18 protein-coding genes, 2 pseudogenes and 1 other annotated feature are annotated in these 17,565 nt (G+C 38.2%); of the genes and pseudogenes, 15 read left to right on the forward strand and 5 right to left on the reverse strand.

Annotation, left to right across the window (positions count from 1 at the left end):
• Positions 1-260: 260 nt before the first annotated feature.
• Both JOC77_RS02145 and JOC77_RS02150 read left to right on the forward strand, forming a co-directional pair.
• Positions 261-1,150: pseudogene (locus JOC77_RS02145) on the forward strand (DMT family transporter).
• Between the two features lie 81 nt (positions 1,151-1,231).
• Positions 1,232-1,912 carry an NAD-dependent epimerase/dehydratase family protein gene (locus JOC77_RS02150; RefSeq protein WP_204537954.1) on the forward strand — a complete coding sequence of 227 codons (681 nt, stop codon included), beginning with the start codon at positions 1,232-1,234 and terminating at the stop codon, positions 1,910-1,912.
• Positions 1,913-1,981: 69 nt separating this feature from the next.
• Here JOC77_RS02150 and yppF read toward each other — a convergent pair whose 3' ends face one another.
• Positions 1,982-2,158 carry a YppF family protein gene (yppF, locus tag JOC77_RS02155; RefSeq protein ID WP_204537956.1) on the reverse strand — a complete coding sequence of 59 codons (177 nt, stop codon included), beginning with the start codon at positions 2,156-2,158 and terminating at the stop codon, positions 1,982-1,984.
• A gap of 629 nt (positions 2,159-2,787) precedes the next feature.
• Here yppF and JOC77_RS02160 point away from each other — a divergent pair.
• From JOC77_RS02160 to JOC77_RS02175, 4 genes are all read left to right on the forward strand, one after another.
• Complete coding sequence (locus tag JOC77_RS02160; RefSeq protein WP_204537958.1) at positions 2,788-3,495, forward strand: Na-translocating system protein MpsC family protein; 708 nt, start codon at positions 2,788-2,790, stop codon at positions 3,493-3,495.
• 99 nt (positions 3,496-3,594) lie between these two features.
• Positions 3,595-4,287, forward strand: coding sequence for a Na-translocating system protein MpsC family protein (locus JOC77_RS02165; protein WP_204537960.1), 693 nt, complete (start codon positions 3,595-3,597; stop codon positions 4,285-4,287).
• Between the two features lie 129 nt (positions 4,288-4,416).
• A complete protein-coding gene (locus tag JOC77_RS02170; RefSeq protein ID WP_204537962.1) occupies positions 4,417-4,785 on the forward strand; it encodes a DUF2512 family protein in 369 nt (122 codons plus the stop codon).
• 161 nt (positions 4,786-4,946) lie between these two features.
• Entirely contained in the window at positions 4,947-5,504 is a 558-nt protein-coding gene (locus JOC77_RS02175) for a histidine phosphatase family protein (protein WP_204537964.1), read from the forward strand.
• Between the two features lie 79 nt (positions 5,505-5,583).
• Here JOC77_RS02175 and JOC77_RS02180 read toward each other — a convergent pair whose 3' ends face one another.
• Positions 5,584-6,243, reverse strand: a complete 660-nt coding sequence (locus JOC77_RS02180) for a lysozyme family protein (RefSeq protein WP_204537966.1) — start codon at positions 6,241-6,243, stop codon at positions 5,584-5,586.
• Positions 6,244-6,536: 293 nt separating this feature from the next.
• On the opposite strand from JOC77_RS02180, the gene JOC77_RS02185 reads away from it, so the two are divergent.
• The 3 genes from JOC77_RS02185 to JOC77_RS02195 all read left to right on the forward strand — a co-directional run bounded on the left by JOC77_RS02185 (position 6,537) and on the right by JOC77_RS02195 (position 8,217).
• On the forward strand, positions 6,537-7,022 hold the full coding sequence (locus tag JOC77_RS02185) for a nitroreductase family protein (protein WP_204537968.1): 486 nt from the start codon (positions 6,537-6,539) through the stop codon (positions 7,020-7,022).
• Between the two features lie 522 nt (positions 7,023-7,544).
• On the forward strand, positions 7,545-7,724 hold the full coding sequence (locus JOC77_RS02190) for a hypothetical protein (RefSeq protein ID WP_204537970.1): 180 nt from the start codon (positions 7,545-7,547) through the stop codon (positions 7,722-7,724).
• 115 nt (positions 7,725-7,839) lie between these two features.
• The gene (locus tag JOC77_RS02195; RefSeq protein WP_204537973.1) at positions 7,840-8,217 is read left to right on the forward strand and encodes a YuzC family spore coat inner layer protein; all 378 of its coding nucleotides are present in this window, start codon (positions 7,840-7,842) and stop codon (positions 8,215-8,217) included.
• 43 nt (positions 8,218-8,260) lie between these two features.
• Here JOC77_RS02195 and JOC77_RS02200 read toward each other — a convergent pair whose 3' ends face one another.
• Positions 8,261-8,779 carry a two pore domain potassium channel family protein gene (locus JOC77_RS02200; protein WP_204537975.1) on the reverse strand — a complete coding sequence of 173 codons (519 nt, stop codon included), beginning with the start codon at positions 8,777-8,779 and terminating at the stop codon, positions 8,261-8,263.
• A 487-nt stretch (positions 8,780-9,266) separates the two neighbouring features.
• Between JOC77_RS02200 and JOC77_RS02205 the strand changes: the two genes are divergently transcribed.
• Complete coding sequence (locus tag JOC77_RS02205; protein WP_204537977.1) at positions 9,267-10,616, forward strand: GntP family permease; 1,350 nt, start codon at positions 9,267-9,269, stop codon at positions 10,614-10,616.
• Positions 10,617-10,688: 72 nt separating this feature from the next.
• On the opposite strand, the gene JOC77_RS02210 is transcribed toward JOC77_RS02205, so the two are convergent.
• Positions 10,689-11,534, reverse strand: coding sequence for a MurR/RpiR family transcriptional regulator (locus JOC77_RS02210; protein WP_204537979.1), 846 nt, complete (start codon positions 11,532-11,534; stop codon positions 10,689-10,691).
• 146 nt (positions 11,535-11,680) lie between these two features.
• Here JOC77_RS02210 and gnd point away from each other — a divergent pair, with 146 nt between their 5' ends.
• From gnd to JOC77_RS02235, 5 genes and pseudogenes are all read left to right on the forward strand, one after another.
• The gene (gene gnd, locus JOC77_RS02215) at positions 11,681-12,574 is read left to right on the forward strand and encodes a phosphogluconate dehydrogenase (NAD(+)-dependent, decarboxylating) (RefSeq protein ID WP_204537981.1); all 894 of its coding nucleotides are present in this window, start codon (positions 11,681-11,683) and stop codon (positions 12,572-12,574) included.
• A gap of 36 nt (positions 12,575-12,610) precedes the next feature.
• Positions 12,611-14,155, forward strand: coding sequence for a gluconokinase (gene gntK / locus JOC77_RS02220; RefSeq protein ID WP_204537983.1), 1,545 nt, complete (start codon positions 12,611-12,613; stop codon positions 14,153-14,155).
• 237 nt (positions 14,156-14,392) lie between these two features.
• Positions 14,393-14,606 (forward strand) — a binding site (T-box leader).
• A 100-nt stretch (positions 14,607-14,706) separates the two neighbouring features.
• A pseudogene (gene tyrS / locus JOC77_RS02225) lies at positions 14,707-15,896 on the forward strand (tyrosine--tRNA ligase).
• Between the two features lie 229 nt (positions 15,897-16,125).
• Entirely contained in the window at positions 16,126-16,509 is a 384-nt protein-coding gene (locus JOC77_RS02230) for a hypothetical protein (RefSeq protein WP_204537985.1), read from the forward strand.
• A 32-nt stretch (positions 16,510-16,541) separates the two neighbouring features.
• A complete protein-coding gene (locus JOC77_RS02235) occupies positions 16,542-17,084 on the forward strand; it encodes a cysteine hydrolase family protein (RefSeq protein WP_204537987.1) in 543 nt (180 codons plus the stop codon).
• 141 nt (positions 17,085-17,225) lie between these two features.
• Here JOC77_RS02235 and JOC77_RS02240 read toward each other — a convergent pair whose 3' ends face one another.
• A complete protein-coding gene (locus tag JOC77_RS02240) occupies positions 17,226-17,399 on the reverse strand; it encodes a hypothetical protein (RefSeq protein ID WP_204537989.1) in 174 nt (57 codons plus the stop codon).
• Positions 17,400-17,565: the final 166 nt, after the last annotated feature.

Here is a 17,565-nt window from a genome sequence, read left to right on the forward strand (position 1 = left end):
GATTAAATAAAATGACCCCGGTACAATACCGGGATCATTTATTAGCAGCATAGGGCCTTTTTATTAAACTGTCCATTTTAGGGGTTACAGTTCAATTACGAGGGCCTTTTTATTCTGCAAACGGTTCTTGGCGTATAAACCTGCACAATACCTAACGCTTAGATCCTTATTAAATGAAAACAAAAATATGAGCAAATACCTTGGGATTTTTCCACATAGGAGTAAGATGAGATACGTATTGACTTCATGGAGGGGACAAAGTGGGAAATCTTTCACGAACACGAACAGTACTTATTTTTGCTTTTCTAGTCACTGTATGGGGCATAAACTGGCCTTTATCAAAGCTTGCCCTTTCGTATACTCCACCGCTGCTTTTTGCCGGTATAAGAACCTTATTAGGCGGTTTTATTTTATTATTCGCTGCCATTCCGAGGTATAAAAGATTAAGATTAAAAGAAACATCGCATTATTACGTAATATCTGCATTATTGAACATTGTAATTTTTTACGGACTCCAGACTGTTGGACTTTCCTATATGCCTGCAGGGCTTTTTGCAGCGATTGTTTTCATTGAGCCAGTGCTACTGGGCATATTCTGCTGGCTCTGGCTTGGAGAACAAATGTATGGTCTAAAAATTATCGGGTTATTCCTAGGCTTTGCCGGAGTGTTAGTCATAAGTACTGGAGGTTTTAGCGGTGAAATTTCTCCTATAGGAATTATGCTTGCATTAGGATCAGCGGCCGGCTGGGGATCAGGAACTGTATATGTGAAGAAAATCGGGGAAGAATGGATTCTATCTGGTTGGTTACTCTTCAGCTTTTAATAGGTGGTACGTGCTTAATTTCAGCAGGATCGGCAGTTGAAAGCTGGACAAACATAAACTGGGAAATTCCCTTTATTATGAATCTTTTATTTATTTCAATCTTTGTTATTGCATTAGGCTGGCTGGCTTTTTTTACATTAGTTGGGTCTGGAGAAGCCAGTAAAGTAGGATCTTTTACTTTTCTTATTCCAATAATAGCGATTTTGTTCAGTACTTTTTTATTGAATGAAGCCATTACGATCCAATTAATAATTGGCTTATTATTAATTGTGATAAGTATTTGCTGTGTTAACATTAATTTGCGTAAACAAAAGTCTAAGAGCTGAACATTATAACTTCTAATGGTTTGATCAGCCTTTTTAAGAGTTCATTTGTAACCGTTTATAAAGCAGGAGGGGGTAGTTTAGTTGAAAGAAAAAACAGCTTTAATTGCCGGAACTTCCGGTTTAATAGGAAGCGAGCTGCTTCAAATTTTATTAAATTCCAGAGAATATGGAGAAGTAATATCCTTAGTCAGAAAACCACAGAAAATTCATCATTCTAAGCTGACGGAGAAAGTCGTGAGTTTTGACCAATTAAACACTTATGATGAGGTGTTTTCTGTGGACGATGTATACTGCTGTTTGGGAACCACTATTAAAAAAGCTAAATCAAAGGATGCCATGTATAAAGTGGATGTCGAGTATCCATTATCTATTGCCCGGCTTTCAAGCAGTAAAGGGGCAAAACAATTTCTTATAGTGAGCTCAATGAATGCTAATCCCGATTCATTTATATGGTATTCCAAAATGAAGGGCCAACTAGAACAAGAAATCAAAGCAGTGCCATTTCCATCCATCTCCATATTTCGTCCTTCCTTGCTTTTGGGCAGCCGGAAAGAATTCAGGCTGGGAGAAAAAGTAGGGGCCGGAATGTATAGGGCTGCAAGCTTCCTTTTTAAAGGGCCACTTAGAAAATACAGAGCCATACATGGAAAGACGGTAGCTTTAGCCATGTATGAAACGGCTCAAATAGGCATGGATGGGATAACTGTGTACCTGTCGGAGGATATTGCAGCAAAAGCAAATGAACGATTCAATAGAATTTGATAAAAACAGCGTGCTGACGCAGATGGTTAATATTTATGCTGAATACCATCCGCTGCCGCATTAATCAATCTATGGCTTTTTTGCTCCTCGTTTATCCAGTTCACAAAAAATAAGTTTATATTCCCATATTGATATTTTTCCAATAATATACTGATTCTGAATATAATCAAGCAATTCATTAACATGTACGGGCTTACGGCTTTTAACATACTTAAACTGAAAAATTAATGCGTTTAACAGCAGCATACAATTCCTCCGAAATAATCGATTTTGGGCGCCGGAAACATCATAACATGGAAGATTTAAGAAATCTTTTTTTAGAAAATTTTAACTTCAGACAAAAAATTACAATTTTCACACATCCGCTTTTTCTCTTCCTTTTTGCAAAAAAAATCCTTTCCATATGATAAAATTGCATATATAATACATCAGTATACATAAAGGTGTGTAAAGCAAAAACATTAAAAAAACCGTTGAAAAGTTACTCATTTATCAATAAACTGTACTAGGATGAAAGAATAAATCGCTTTGATCTAAATGTAGAACATTTACTTACACAGCTTCTTGGATTTTGAATATTGGCGGAAAAGAACTAGACTATAGAGCTAGACTTAAGCCAAATAGAGGGCAGTAATTAATTACTCCTTCTATTTGGCTTTTTTGTTTTTTTTGGCGATGTTAAAGTTCAATGTTGTTTTCCTCACTAAGTTGATCTTCGTTTCAGGTACGAGACTACTGCGGGAAAAGCAGGTTAAGGGAGACCCCGCAGGCGTACACGTGAGAGGAGGCTCCCGGACCGCCCGCGGAAAGCGAGGCCTGTAGCGGAAATCAACAGACAAGTTTAACAGAGCTTTTTATTTAGAAAGGAGGCCAGGATGAAAGACATGTCTAAAAATATTCAAACTGAATTTAGCAGCTATATAGGCAAGCTGTTTAGAAACCAGTTTGGAAAAGGACCAGAGTCGGTATTCATTACTATTAGCGATTCTTTTTTATCCATCTACCTGAGAAACTTTTTATCACCTCTTGAAAAGGCGCTCCTGGTTCAACGGCAGGATCAAACTGTTTACCAGACAAGGGATATTATTATGAAGATATTAATACCTGAAATAAAGCTTCATTTTCATTCAGTGACTGGTTTAGAGATAAATGAAGTGTATTACGATTGGGACTTATTTAATAGAACAGGATTTATGGTAGGTCTTATTTCAGACCATGAAATAGATGCACGAACTTACCCAGGTCATGAAAAGGTGAACCAACTTATTGGAAACCTAAGTGAAAAGATTCAAAAAAGACCAATGAACATAACGTCTGCCTTTTTAAATCCCAAAACGCTTTTAATCACCAGACAAGGTGTTTTAACCATGGTTGAAAAAGAATTAATTTCGTCTGGATACATGGAAACATTAAGATATACAAAAAAAAATCTTGAGAGAACCATATTTTATAATAATGCGTTCAATTTTGATGAACTTCTGGATCAAAGGGTAGCTGACGTTTTTGTAGACTGGAATTTTCGTAACGATGAAAGCCATATAGTTCTTATACTAAGTCCAAATAGAAAGATTAAAACTGAGTAAATAATACGGGTTTAAGAATACCTGATTAGGGAAAACTTCATAGGAAACCTTATAAATATGGATGAAAGAAATAATGCTTTTATCTTAAGGGGAATCTTGATGGAAAATAAACCACCTGAAATAGCAATTGCAAGCTATGTAGGCAAACTACTGCGCGATAATTTTGGAAAAGGCCCAGAATCCGTTTATGTCTCAATTGCCGGTCCATTTATCATTATTCATATCCGAAATTTCATTTCACCGATGGAAGAAGCACTATTAAAGCAGGAAAATGAAAATGTTGTACAAAACACTCGAGAAATTGTCTTCCAAAGCCTTGTACCAGAGATTAAAGCCTTTATCAAGGGGCTTACCGGAATAGACATTAATCAATTTTATTTTGATTGGGGAATGAGTAACAAGTCCGGCGTCTTTGTAGGAATAGGCAACCCGTTAGACGAAAAGAGCGGTGTAATCAAGGAAGATTTTCCTGAAAAAGAAACACTGAACAGAAAAATTGTCGACATTAGCGCTGAAGCACAAAAAGCTCCCGAGTCGATGAAAACATTTTTAATGAATGATCGAATCCTGTTGTTCATACGTGACGGGATCCTTGTTACTATTGAAAAAGAACTGATTCGGCAAGGATACGGGAAGATCTTAAAGACGACAAAAAGGATTCTGGAAAAAAAGTTCTTACATAATTACGATTTTGAATCGGTAATAGACAGGAAAATTTCAGATATTTTTGTTGACTGGGATTTCGCTCTTGATAGAAGCGTAATCGTTTTTATATTAAAACCCAATATTTAAAGGCGGTAATGGGCTAGACTAATAATTAGGGCTAGACATAAGCCAAAACAGATTAGGTTACCTTCCTTCTGTTTTGGCTTTTTTTATGTCAATAACTTCAAGGAACAACAAATTCATGGAGGAGAAAACATGGAACATCTTAGACACTTATTTTATAAAGCACTCATCATTTTTCCCTTATTGGCGGCTTCACTGCTAACGACTACCCATATCCCCCTTCCTAAAATTTTTGTATTATGCACGATTATTTGGATTAGTAGTTATACTATAAGTGATTTAATGGTGCTGCCTAAAGAGGGTGTATTTGGAGCGATTCTAGTCGATTTCTTTTTAGTTTTCTTTATCGTTGGAATAGGTCTTGATATTTTTGGGATATTTGGATACAAAAATATACTTCTCACGATGCTAATCACTCTCCTAATCACCACAATAGAGGGAATTTATCATAAATACGCAGCCAAAGCTGTATCGAAAAATAAAGATTTATATGTTAATTAACTTGAATACAAGCAAGTCCGTCATTTTCAAAAGAATGACGGATTTTTTTTGAAAAAGGGAAGGCACCTAATAAATATTTCCGTTTTTATTACTCTACGCCTGATTTATATTAATGTATAGGTACAACACTTAGATTAAAAGGAAAGCTCGGTGAAGAATAAATGACCATCTTATATTTTGTTCGGCATGCTCATTCGGTATATAACTCAAATGAACTGCGCAGACCCTTATCGAATAAAGGAGCGATGGATTCCATTAGTGTTTGCGAATTATTAAAAAATGAAAGGGTAGACCACATAATTTCCAGTCCATATAGAAGAGCTGTTGAAACAGTTGAAACTCTCTCAATCTACCTGAAAAAAGAAATAGTCATTGAAGAATCTCTAAGGGAGCGTACTCTCTCAGAGGAGCCAGTAGAAGATTTCAACTATGCAGTTGAACAAGTATGGAAGAATGTTCATTTTTCGTGGGAGGGGGGAGAGTCCAATATTCAAGCGCAGCTAAGAGGAGTCCAGGCTATTTTACATATTCTGAATAAGTACGAGGGTGAACGTGTTGTTGTTTCTACACACGGCAACATCATGGTATTAATGATGAATTACTTCGATTCTACATATGGCTTTGATTTTTGGAAACAACTTGATATGCCTGACATTTATAAACTTACATTTGAAGGTGAAAAAATGACTGATGTTGAACATATCTGGACGAGACAGTAAGTAAAATAGGGAGCGAGCCTCTGGATCTAATTCACAAAATCGAACCTTCATGCAAGCTCTTAATCTCCCTTGAATTGCATTAAATAGCTTCATCCTCTACAAGCTTTGCCAGTGTAAGGCCAGGATTAATCGATTTAAGATTTTCTGCAACTTTTGTGCTGTAAGTAAAGTCTCCATAGCAGTAAGGATAGCGGAAATTATTCTTATTGCCTCTGCAGTTATATACATCAGGATTCTTTTTGACTTGCAGCATGGAAAATTGTTTGGCTAGATCTTCACTATGTTTACCGCCATGTTCTGCTACAAAATTGATATACCCTTTGCCCATATTGTAGGCTTGTATTATAGTAGGAAAATCAACTTGTTTCTTTCTTCCATATTCAAGGGTTTGTTCAAAATGTTTCACTCCCTGCTGAATACTTGTTTGAGGACTGGTTATTGTATTTGGTGCGAGGCCGGCTGATTCGGAAGACTGCATGGGATCACCGCCTTTGCCCTTGCTTTCCTGCTGCATTAGAGCTAAAAGGACAGGAGTAAAGCTATCTAATTTATACTTTTTAAGCTCAAGCTCTACTTGAGGGGAATACTTTTTCACTCCACTGAAAGGGTCATGCTTATAGGCTGAGATCCGGGTTTTGGTACTTGTTACCTCAATGATCCGCATAACTCCTGTAAATATCAATAAAATAAGGAGTATCGCAAAAAGGGGTTTAAGAGATTTCCGTTTTCGTTTTTTCATAGTTTTCACCCCAGTACTTTGCTTATAAAAATAGTATAATCCAAGTCTTATGCAGTTTGCATGAAATGTTATAAAAAGATGAACAGGATTCCCTCTATGTAACAGATTTTATCCACCTTTAATTTAATATCACCATATAGTAAAGTAACTTTATAGAAGTGAATCTGTGAACGGAAGTCTTTGGGAACTGAACATAAAATAGGAAACCAGAAGTAAGAGTGGACTTAGTTTAGAGATGTATACATATGTTTAGAATAAAATCGGAAGTTATCCGAAATAAAGGAGCAGATAGCATGGATATAGAAAAGCTTATAAGCAGCCGGCGAATAATAAAAAAATTTAAAGCAGAACCAATTGATCAAAATTTGCTGCTTTCCTGGCTCAAGACAGCAAGTATGGCACCTAATCATAGAATGACAGAGCCTTGGGAGATTGTGTTTATCGGCAGTGAAACTAGAGCTAAGTTAAATCATAAAACTGATTTTGGAAATGCCCCGACAGTGTTTGCTGTACTGTCTAACATAGGCTCCTTACAGCTGGTGCGGGATGAAAATATGGTGGCCGTTTCTTGCTTTATCCAAAACTTCATGCTGCTTGCCTGGTCAGCGGGAGTAGGGTGCTTCTGGTCTTCACTTGGTGTCTCAGCCCCGGTTAGACATATTTTAAATGTTTCTGATGAATATGAAGTAATCGGTATATTTGGTGCAGGTTATCCAGAAGAAATACCCGAAGCTAAAAAAAGAACGGAAATGGATGCGAAGATTACGTACTTATTATAAGATGCTCTCGGAAAATAAAGCACACTTTTACACTCTTGAAAGGATCAGTGATGATCCTTTTTTGGTTTATAATAAATTACATTCATTAACTTTCTATTCATGCAGAAAACCCATTAAAAATGAAAAATCCCTCTTAAATTTTGGAAAGTCCTCTTATATTTGGAATTTCCCCCTTAGTTTTCGATTTCCCCTCATAATTTGGTGAAAAACCCTCTTAAACGGCTGACGGCCATGTAGAAGTTTTGTATTGACTCCTTTAAATGACATATTTGTTGAAAAAAATGCTTTTCTTGACCATATGATAGGTGCTAATTACCGTTTCTCCTCTAACCAGCCTAATATTTTTCAATTCCTATAGACATAAAGCTATTTGCTAATACTTTTTGTATAGTGATTTAACGGGGCTTAGTAATTAGAACCCAGTTGTATTATAGATCATTCTTTTTTAAGAAGTAGTCCATGAATGGTTAAGTAATTTTTGAGGAAGATAATAAGGAAGATATAGTGAAGGGAGATATTTCAATGGAAAAAGATCAGCGTAAATCACATCTGATTCATTCAGAGGAACAGGACTTTAACATGATTACAGGAGAAGAAGATCCTCCAGGTGTTACGGGTTCCCTGTTAAATAACGAAAAACTGGCACATGAAATTAACGTAAAAAATGATCCTCGCTATGCTGAATATTATGACTCCTTATAAGGGCGGCCCAAAAGGCTGTCTTTTTTTTCGGAAATTATTTACTCTGTTTTCCTGAAAGTACCTTTCGCCCATTAACACATATAATGTGAAGAAGTGCGGCAAAGGGGAGTGTAAAATGTATTGGTATCACAATCAAAATCAAAATCATCAGGGAAATGTCAGTATGCCTATATCGGATTACTACTATATTAGGCAGCCGGCGTCACAGGACCCTTCTGATGTTAAAGCTTTACAAGCTTCTGCGGCCAGCTTCATTCCTTTAACCAAAGAAATACATCAGCTATTAACTGCAATTGCATACAAACCGCAATTCGCCCGTCAATTAAAGGAAGCGGGGGCACAGGGGAATGTTACCCGGGTCCAGAACCTGATCCGTTCCATACCGGTAGGCACTCCCTTTAGAGTCCATATTAACCCGGACGGAATTTCGGTTATATTTCTGTCTCCAACAGGGAAAACCTGCTTTGGAATAAATGTTTCACTCTGCTGGTAAACAAAGAGCCTGTGTGTATTATACTCACAGGCTTAATTGCAGTTTATTTCATTTTACTTACCAGCTTTGTTGTTAATATAGCCATAAAAATAGTATTGCTTATGAATCCAAGCAGCATTTCAGTTGCAGCAACAGAATTAGACAGGAGACCTACTGAAGTTATGTCGCCATAGCCAGTAGTTGTAAAGGTGGTGATGCTATAATAGAGAAAATCCTGGCCATTTAACCCTTTACCGGTAAAGGCCTGCCCCCCTTTAATCATATACACCTGAAGATATAAATTCGCATATGTAATGAGAATTAAGCACAAAAGCAAGCCTGAGCCTATAAAAATATTGGTCATCCGGGCTGAAGTAGAAGGTATTAACACAATGAATTCATATAGAAGATATATACAAATTAAAAGCATGAACAACAAGGCTGTTAAAATTACATAATTCCAATTTTCCAGTTTAAACTCAAAAACAGAAGTTAGAGTTAGAACTAAGATGAGGAGAATATTTAAAAAAAGGTACATATAAATTCTATTTTTTTTAAACTCTTTTTTATTGGACAACTTCATGCCGTTTCTCCCAGAAATAGTAGTTAACATAGGATTTACTAAAATAAGGATTTCATTCTGTTCTGCAATAAATTTTCATAGAGATCCGAATTCTATAAGGAGAAACTTGCTTACATTTAGAGATATCAACCATCTTATTTAATCCCTTGGCTAACTTAATATTGTCCCTAAGGATGTTATCAAATGACCTAAACACAGGATAGAAAGCTCTATTGTCTGAAAAGTAAGGGTGTATGAACTCTGTGTGGTCCTGCTGACTAAAGAGAGTCAGGTGAGCAAGGCTGTTATAAAGAGCAGAAGGCGGCTGGCATAGTCAGCGGCTTTTTTTTGAATTGGTCTAAATTGAGGGTTTTATAAAAATAAATATTTTTTCAGAAATAACTATTGATTTAAAAAATATTTTTTCATATAATCAAACAGAGATGAAAGTGCTTTCAAAAATTACTTGTTTTAAAAAACAGCTTAGGAGTTTAATAGGGGGATTATCATGTTATTAGTTATCGTATTGGCAGCAATTGTGGCTCTTTTGCTTTTAATAACAGTTGCGAAATTAAATCCGTTTGTAGCTTTGATTATTACTTCAATCGGGGTAGGACTTGCTACTGGGATGCCGTTGATCTCGGCAAATCCAGCGGAACAGCCTGGTATTATAGATTCTATTAAAACAGGTTTAGGTAATACTCTTGGGTTTCTTGCTATCGTTTTAGCATTAGGAACCATGCTTGGCAAGATGATGGCTGAATCCGGCGGGGCAGAGCGGATTGCCAAAACTCTGATTGCACGTTTCGGAGAAAAAAATGTTCATTGGGCGATGATGTTTGTCGCATTTATCGTTGGGATTCCTGTATTTTTCCAGGTGGGCTTTGTATTATTAATTCCTTTAGTATTTACAATCGCCCGTCAAACTGGTGTTTCATTAGTTAAAATAGGAGTTCCTTTAGTTGCGGGCCTCTCAGTGGTTCACGGTCTTGTTCCTCCACATCCGGCTGCAATGGCTGCTGTAGGAATCTTTAAAGCAGATGTAGGCCTTACGATTCTTTACTCCATTATTGTCGGGCTGCCAACCGCTATCCTTGCAGGCCCGCTTTATGGGAACTGGATTGGAAAAAGAATTCACAAAGAAGTGCCTAAGGAAATGGGAGACCAGCTGGTGTACTCGGAAGCAAGACAGCTTCCAGGCTTTGCAAATACAGTATTTACTGTGCTAGTACCTGTATTCTTAATGCTTGCTGCTTCTGTAGCAGACCTTGCTCTTACAAAGGGAAGCACAGCTTATCAATTCTTAAAATTCTTGGGTGATCCTGTTGTTGCTTTGTTAATTGCAACCGTTTACTCTTTCTTCAGCTTAGGATTCTTCCGGGGGCTTAGCCGTGAGAATGTATTGAAATTCACGAACGACTGCCTGGCTCCTACGGCTGGCATTCTCTTAGTTATCGGTGCAGGCGGTGCATTCAATAGGGTTCTTCTTGACTCAGGAATTGGGGAGTATATAGCAGAGCTTGCTAATGAATCTAGTATTTCACCTATTCTTTTAGGCTGGGGAATCGCAGCGATGATCCGTATCGCTACTGGATCCGCAACGGTTTCTATGATGACTGCTGCAGGAATTGTCGCGCCAATTGCTGCGGCAATGCCAGGTGTAAATATTGAACTTCTGGTGCTGGCAACTGGTGCCGGTTCACTCATCTTGTCCCATGTAAATGATTCTGGCTTCTGGCTTATTAAGGAATACTTCGGAATGACCGTTAAAGAAACGCTTCAAACGTGGACAGCTTTAGAGACCATTATTTCTGTTGCAGCACTTGCCTTCATTATGATTCTCGATTTATTCGTTTAAACTCTAAACTCTTGAAATAGGGTGTTAAATTAAAGAACCGCAGGTGCATGTTTGCATCCTGCGGTTCTTAATTTACATCCTCGTGTCAGAAATAGTATCTCTTATTTTGTCCAATGCTTTCTTTGCTTTATCTTTGTTAGCAATCATTAAATTGACGTATAAGGCATCAATTAAGCTTAATTGACCAATCCTAGAAGCAAGTGCTTCAGAGCGGTACTCGGTTTCTTCAGAGCTTGTATACAGCGCTACATTGACGTTTTGACTGATTGGAGATTTTGCAAACCCCGTAATGCCAATGGTTTTGGCACCGTTTTCATTTGCGGTTTTTAAGATGCGGATAGTATCTTTATTTGTTCCAGAGTGTGATATGACCACGGCCACATCTCTTTTGGTAAGCTGTGAAGCAGACATTAATTGAAAATGTGAATCTAAAAAAGAAAATGCTTTTATGCCCGTCCGCAGGAATTTATGGTAGGCATCCATAGCAATAACAGCTGATCCACCCGTACCGTAAAATTCTACTCTTTCAGCATTCCTTAGTAATTCAACGGCTGTTTGAATGGAGTTGTTATCCAAAAACTGAAGAGTGTTTTCTAAAGTTCTAATATTAGAGTGAAAAATTTTTTCAGCTATTGTCTTCTCGTCATCCTGCTCATGGATTTCCTCATGAATCTGCTGGATAGGGGACATCACTTCAGTGGCCAGGGCAATTTTCATAGCCTGGTAGCCCTTAAATCCCAGCCTTTTGCAAAAACGGAATACCGTTGCATCGGCCACCTTCAGGTCATCTGCTACTTCATTAATCGTACTATGAATAATTCGTTCTGGTTTATCGATTATATAATTAGCTATCTTTTTTTCTTTCTCGCTGAACCCAGCATAGAAAGATCGTATTTTTCCGATACAATTTTGGCTCATAAAGTGTTCACCCTTTAATTATTCATAAAAATAGTATAGCATATAATAGGATGCGAAAAAATATTTCTTGAAAACGATTGCAGAAAGAAAAAAATTTCGTATAATAAAATCATTGTGAAAAATTTTTTCAAAAAGAGGCGTATATAATGAAAATAGGATTAATTGGATTAGGCAAGATGGGTTATAACTTGTCATTAAATTTACTGGATAATAAGCATGAAGTAGTTGCTTTTGATGTAAATGCAGAAGCAGTTCAAAATATTTCAAAAGAAGGCGCAGAAGGTGCAGGTTCTATTGCTGAATTAGTAGAGAAGCTTCCGTCTCCAAAAGCTGTATGGATTATGGTTCCTGCAGGCCAGATTACTGAGCAGGTCATTACTGAACTAAAAGGGCTTCTTCATGCAGGAGATATTATAATAGATGGTGGAAACTCCAACTATAAGGAATCCATCCGCAGAGCTAAAGATGTTAAGGAAAACGGAATTCATTTTCTTGATACAGGTACAAGCGGCGGAATGTCCGGAGCTAGAAACGGAGCTTGTACAATGGTTGGGGGAAATAAAGAAGCTTTCGAGACAGTTGAACCTATTTTTAAGGATATTTGTGTTGAAAACGGGTACCTGTATGCGGGTGAAAGCGGAAGCGGACACTTTTTAAAAATGGTACATAATGGTGTAGAATATGGAATGATGCAGAGCATAGCTGAAGGCTTTGATGTATTGGAAAAAAGCCAATTTGACTTTGATTACGAGCAGGTAGCAAAAGTGTGGAATAACGGTTCAGTAATCCGGTCTTGGCTGATGGAACTTACTGAAAATGCCTTCTCTAAGGATGCACGTTTAGAAGGATTAAAAGGGGTTATGCATTCTTCAGGTGAAGGGAAATGGACCCTCGAAGAAGCTCTTGACCTGCAGGTTGCAACACCGGTAATCGCCCTATCGCTAATGATGAGATACCGTTCACTAGAAGAAGATACTTTCTCTGGAAAAGTAGTGGCAGCCCTAAGAAATGAATTCGGCGGACATGACGTCGTTAAGTGATTGATGAGTTATAAAGAGAGTAAGAGGAGGGAAGAAATGGGGAACTCCAAATATGTAATTGGTGTTGATATTGGGACAACCAGTACAAAATCTGTTTTATTTTCCGCTGAAGGATCCGTTATTTCAAGCTTTGGTATTGAGTATCCTCTTTTTTCTCCAACACCAGGCACGGCGGAGCAAGATCCTGAAGAGATTTTTCAGGCTGTAATTGGATCGATTAAGAAAACGGTTGAGATTAGCAGAGTAAATCCAGAAAGCATCATATGCGTATCATTCAGTTCAGCCATGCATAGTGTCATAGCAGTGGATGAAGAAGGAAGACCGTTGTCCCGATGTATTACTTGGGCTGATAATAGAAGCTCATCCTGTGCAGAAAAAATTAAAAAAGAGCTGAACGGACATGAAATTTATCTTCGAACTGGAACTCCGATTCATCCGATGTCTCCGCTCTCAAAACTTGCCTGGCTAAAGCATGAGAACGAAGAGCTGTTTTTGAACACTCATAAATTTATCGGAATTAAAGAATATGTTTTTTACAAGCTTTTTAAACAATATGTGGTAGATTACTCAATTGCCTCAGCGACAGGAATGTTTAATTTAAATGATCTAGCTTGGGATGCAGAAGCTCTGAATATTGCCGGTGTAACTCCAGAGCAATTATCAACTCCAGTTTCTACTACTCACAGCCTGACAGGGTTGGATGAAGACTATGCGAGTGCAATGAATCTGCTGCCTTCCACACCGTTTGTGGCGGGGGCTAGTGATGGGGTTCTTTCTAACCTCGGTGTAAATGCAATAGAGCCAGGTTCTGTAGCAGTAACCATCGGTACAAGCGGTGCTATTCGAACAGTTACTGACCGCCCTGTGACAGATCCAAAGGGAAGAATCTTCTGTTATGCGCTGACAGAAAATCATTGGGTAATCGGCGGCCCGGTTAATAATGGAGGAATGATCTTCAGGTGGGTAAGGGATCAGCTGGGTTCTGCAGAAGTGGAGGCAGCGAAGCGGCTGGGCAAGGATCCATACGAATTGCTGACAGAAATAGCAGCAAGGGTAAAACCTGGTTCAGACGGGCTGCTGTTCCATCCTTACCTCGCCGGAGAGCGTGCACCTCTTTGGGATGCCAATGCGAGAGGGTCATTCTTCGGCTTAGGTCTTCATCACAAAAAGGAGCATTTGATCCGCGCAGTACTTGAAGGAGTTATCTTTAATTTATATACCGTTCTGCTTGCATTAGAAGAATTAATCGGCGAGCCTGTGAAAATTCAGGCAACAGGCGGTTTTGCAAGATCAGAGCTATGGAGACAGATGATGGCAGATATCTTTAACCAGGAAGTATATGTGCCAGAAAGCTTTGAAAGCTCCTGCCTTGGTGCCGCCATACTTGGCCTCTACAGCCTGGGCGAAGTAGAATCTCTTGAAGTTGTGTCTGAAATGGTAGGTGCCAGCCATTATCACAAACCTATAAAAGAAAACGTAGAAGTCTATACAGAACTAACCCCGATATTCATTGAACTATCCAGGGTACTAACAGACGAATACAAACGCATTGCAGCCTTCCAGCAAAAATGGGTTCAATGAAAGAAAGCCGCTCCTTACCGAGCGGCTTTCTGTTTATGGGGACTGTCCCCATTTCCCGGATTATTTCCCGTATTTAAAAACAGGTGTGGTTAAAGGCTAAGAATGTCATAAGAGCTGCAAAGTAAAAACTAAACAGTTTGGGTTCATGGCTGGTTGATGTATATTTATCTGAATTATTTTCCAATTCATATTGTATCTCCTATGATTGATTAGGTAGAATAGTAAAAAATCAATAGCAGACAAGTTATGACAGGAATCAGTAGTATCTTATCTCCATGTTATAGAGAGCCGATGGGTGGTGGGAATCGGTACAAAGATAAGTATGAATTACCTCCTTGAACTTTCTTTGTGAAAAAAGTAGCTAAGAACGGCCCGAACCGTTATTCGAACTGAGCGGAAGAACATGTTCTTCAATAAGGGTGGTACCGCGTGAGTAAGCCACGTACCTTTTTAAGGGGCGTGTTTTTTTGTGTAAAAAAAGCAGGAGGGGATCAAAAGGATCGCATCATAGATAATTACCAGCAGACAAAAGAGATGAATTAGAAAGACAGATGGCCATTTATACAAACGGAGTGCACGAGATTCTACCTGTTAATGAATTAAAGGGGAAGATTGCTGCATCCCTGGCTGCGAATACACCGCTGAAGGTAAAATTGGGATTAGACCCGTCAGCACCCTGATGTTCACATAGGCCATACTGTAGTTCTTAACAAACTGAAACAGTTTCAAACGGGCATATCATCCAGCTGATTATCGGGGACTTTACTGGAAAAATAGGAGATCCGACAGGAAAGTCTACTGTTAGAAAGCAGTTAACGGATGAAGAAGTCAAGCACAATGCGAAAACCTACTTTGAGCAATTCAGCAAGATTCTAGATATGACTAAAGTAGAACTCTATTATAATTCTAGTTGGCTTTCTTCATTAAATTTTGAGCAGATTATTCATCTGGCAGGAAAGATTACTGTTGCCCGGCTGATGGAACGAAACGACTTTTCTGAGCGTTATACAGCTGGTAAGCCTTTATCGCTTCATGAATTTTTTACCCCTTAATGCAGGGATATGATTCGGTAGAATTAGCGAGCGACATTGAACTTGGAGGGACAGATCAGCACTTTAATCTCTTAATGGGAAGACATCTTCAAGAAAGCTTTAAGAAAGAAAAACAAGTGGTTATTTTACTACCGCTGCTTGAGGGCCTGAACGGAGTGGAAAAAATGTCCAAGTCAAAAGGTAATTATATTGGAATTGATGAACAGCCCAATGAAATGTATGGAAAATTTATGTCTATACCTGATGAGTTAATTGTAAAATATTTTAATCTTGTTACTGATTTACCTTTAAAGGAAAAGCAGGGCATACATCAAGGCTTGACGGAAGGCACACTTCACCCAAAGGACGCAAAAATGAGTCTAGCCAGAACCATTGTAGAAATGTACCAGGGGAAAAGCCGCAGCCATCTTAGCAGAAACGAACTTCACAACAATTTTTCAGAAAAAAGCAATCCCGGAAGATATTCCAGAGATTGAATGGAAGGGAGAAAACAGCATTTTGATCATAGATTTTCTGGTTAAATACAGGGACTCCAGCCTTCAAAAAGTGAAGCAAGAAAAATGATAGTAAACGGCGGAATAAAAATTAATGGGGAAAGGATTACAGATATAGCTTTTATCTTGAAAGTTGAACGTAACATGGTGATTCAGGTTGGAAAAAGAAAATTTATAAAGATAACAAAGAAATAGTCATTTAGACCAATTGAGGGGAAAAAGATATAAGATTATTTTAGATATAATCTAAGGTTCAAGGTCATGTTTGAATTTTTAATGGGAGGCATTTCTCTAGTTCTTTACATAGTGGAGTTCCGTTTATTTTCAGCAGAAATCTAAGATCCTTCTAACTAAATTACACATAAACGCGCCCCATTTGAGGAATAGTGAGTTGTAAATAAAACTCAGCATGATGGAGGTTATTATGAAGGGCTCTGAATTAAATACTGCACTGGATTTTAAAAAATTGACTATCATTCAGCTGCAGATCGTTTTAGATGAATTACAGAACCAACAGCCTGAAGAAAGAAAAAAATTAAAAATTCTTACAGCTGGCTCGATGATCGAAGCAGAGATCAGGACTCATGAGCCAGAAGAGAGGGAGACGGAGAAGCCCTTGTCAAAAGCTTTGATACAATCGGAAAAAAAGCCGCTGCTTGATATAACAAGTAAAGAAATGATTAATGTGCATGCAAATTTGTATCTGAAAAATGTGACACTTACACCATTTTCAGACCCCCGCTCAAGTGTCCAATTAGATGAGTTCGTGCTTTTCACCGATCATATTCTGGGAATAACTTTAACATAACGTCAAAATCATTTTGAGGGAGGGGACAAATTATGGGGAACGAAGCACTGCTCATAGTGGATATGAGCAACGATTTTGTAGCAGACGAAGGAACTTTAACAGTAGGAAAAGGGGCACAGGAGATCGTTCCGTATATTCTTAGTTTAGCAGACAGATTTCTGGCTGAAGGAAAAATAGTAGTAGTAACGATGGATGCACATGAGGAAAATGATCCGCATTTTGATTTATGGCCTGTACATAATGTTGCAGGAACGAAAGGGCAGCAACTCTATGGAGAGCTCCACGAATGGTTTCTACAGCAAAAAAATTCAGGCAAGGTATGGTACATTCCAAAAACGAATTACAATGCTTTTTTTAAAACTCCGCTTGCAGATCAACTGCGTAAGGCTGATATTGATACAGTACATGTAGTCGGTGTTTGTACGGATATCTGCAATTACCAGACTATTGCTGGAGCCAATGCGGAAGGATTCCATACTAAAATTCATAAACGGGGAGCAGCAACTTTTACAGACTTAGGAGAGACATTCATTAATCACATGAAGCTGTGTTTTCATACGGAAATTATTGAGTAGGATAAAAGAACCCCTCATGTTTTAAGCATGAGGGGTTCTTTTATAAGGGTACTTTTTCTGTCGTTTGCATAGACGTTAATGCTGAAGGGTGCGCAGATGTTTTGACCAAAGTCAACTTGAATGGAAGTTTCTTTTTTTAATTTATTTTTCACTTTCCCTGGAAGAGTCATTATTACCAGAAACGGCATTTCGCACACCGTACACAAGTGCATCTGTTGTCTGGTCCGCAGTCTTCATAACGCCGCCGTGGACCTGTTTGTTGGATTCATTACTTTTACTTCGTTTACTTTCTTCCTTGTTTTTTTGGTATTCCATATATTCACCTCCTGTATACTATGCTGTGCTAATTAAGGCGGGATATCCACAACGTATTAGATCAGGTCGGAATCCTAGTGGCAGGGTCTTTAAATTCCTGTTTTTCTAGGAATAATAGAAAAAATGAATCGTAAAAGTTCGTATAGCAGTATTCCGAAAAAAGGGA

It is taken from the genome of Peribacillus deserti (assembly GCF_016909175.1).
In the GTDB taxonomy this organism is placed as follows: Bacteria; Bacillota; Bacilli; order Bacillales; family DSM-1321; genus Paraperibacillus; species Paraperibacillus deserti.

Bases quoted from the DNA above. Each gene is read 5' to 3' on its own strand.
- yppF (WP_204537956.1), bottom strand. From the start codon at position 2,158: ATGCTGCTGTTAAACGCATTAATTTTTCAGTTTAAGTATGTTAAAAGC.
- JOC77_RS02160 (WP_204537958.1), top strand. From the start codon at position 2,788: ATGAAAGACATGTCTAAAAATATTCAAACTGAATTTAGCAGCTATATA.
- JOC77_RS02165 (WP_204537960.1), top strand. From the start codon at position 3,595: ATGGAAAATAAACCACCTGAAATAGCAATTGCAAGCTATGTAGGCAAA.
- JOC77_RS02170 (WP_204537962.1), top strand. From the start codon at position 4,417: ATGGAACATCTTAGACACTTATTTTATAAAGCACTCATCATTTTTCCC.
- JOC77_RS02175 (WP_204537964.1), top strand. From the start codon at position 4,947: ATGACCATCTTATATTTTGTTCGGCATGCTCATTCGGTATATAACTCA.
- JOC77_RS02180 (WP_204537966.1), bottom strand. From the start codon at position 6,243: ATGAAAAAACGAAAACGGAAATCTCTTAAACCCCTTTTTGCGATACTC.
- JOC77_RS02185 (WP_204537968.1), top strand. From the start codon at position 6,537: ATGGATATAGAAAAGCTTATAAGCAGCCGGCGAATAATAAAAAAATTT.
- JOC77_RS02190 (WP_204537970.1), top strand. From the start codon at position 7,545: ATGGAAAAAGATCAGCGTAAATCACATCTGATTCATTCAGAGGAACAG.
- JOC77_RS02195 (WP_204537973.1), top strand. From the start codon at position 7,840: ATGTATTGGTATCACAATCAAAATCAAAATCATCAGGGAAATGTCAGT.
- JOC77_RS02200 (WP_204537975.1), bottom strand. From the start codon at position 8,779: ATGAAGTTGTCCAATAAAAAAGAGTTTAAAAAAAATAGAATTTATATG.
- JOC77_RS02205 (WP_204537977.1), top strand. From the start codon at position 9,267: ATGTTATTAGTTATCGTATTGGCAGCAATTGTGGCTCTTTTGCTTTTA.
- JOC77_RS02210 (WP_204537979.1), bottom strand. From the start codon at position 11,534: ATGAGCCAAAATTGTATCGGAAAAATACGATCTTTCTATGCTGGGTTC.
- gnd (WP_204537981.1), top strand. From the start codon at position 11,681: ATGAAAATAGGATTAATTGGATTAGGCAAGATGGGTTATAACTTGTCA.
- gntK (WP_204537983.1), top strand. From the start codon at position 12,611: ATGGGGAACTCCAAATATGTAATTGGTGTTGATATTGGGACAACCAGT.
- JOC77_RS02230 (WP_204537985.1), top strand. From the start codon at position 16,126: ATGAAGGGCTCTGAATTAAATACTGCACTGGATTTTAAAAAATTGACT.
- JOC77_RS02235 (WP_204537987.1), top strand. From the start codon at position 16,542: ATGGGGAACGAAGCACTGCTCATAGTGGATATGAGCAACGATTTTGTA.
- JOC77_RS02240 (WP_204537989.1), bottom strand. From the start codon at position 17,399: ATGGAATACCAAAAAAACAAGGAAGAAAGTAAACGAAGTAAAAGTAAT.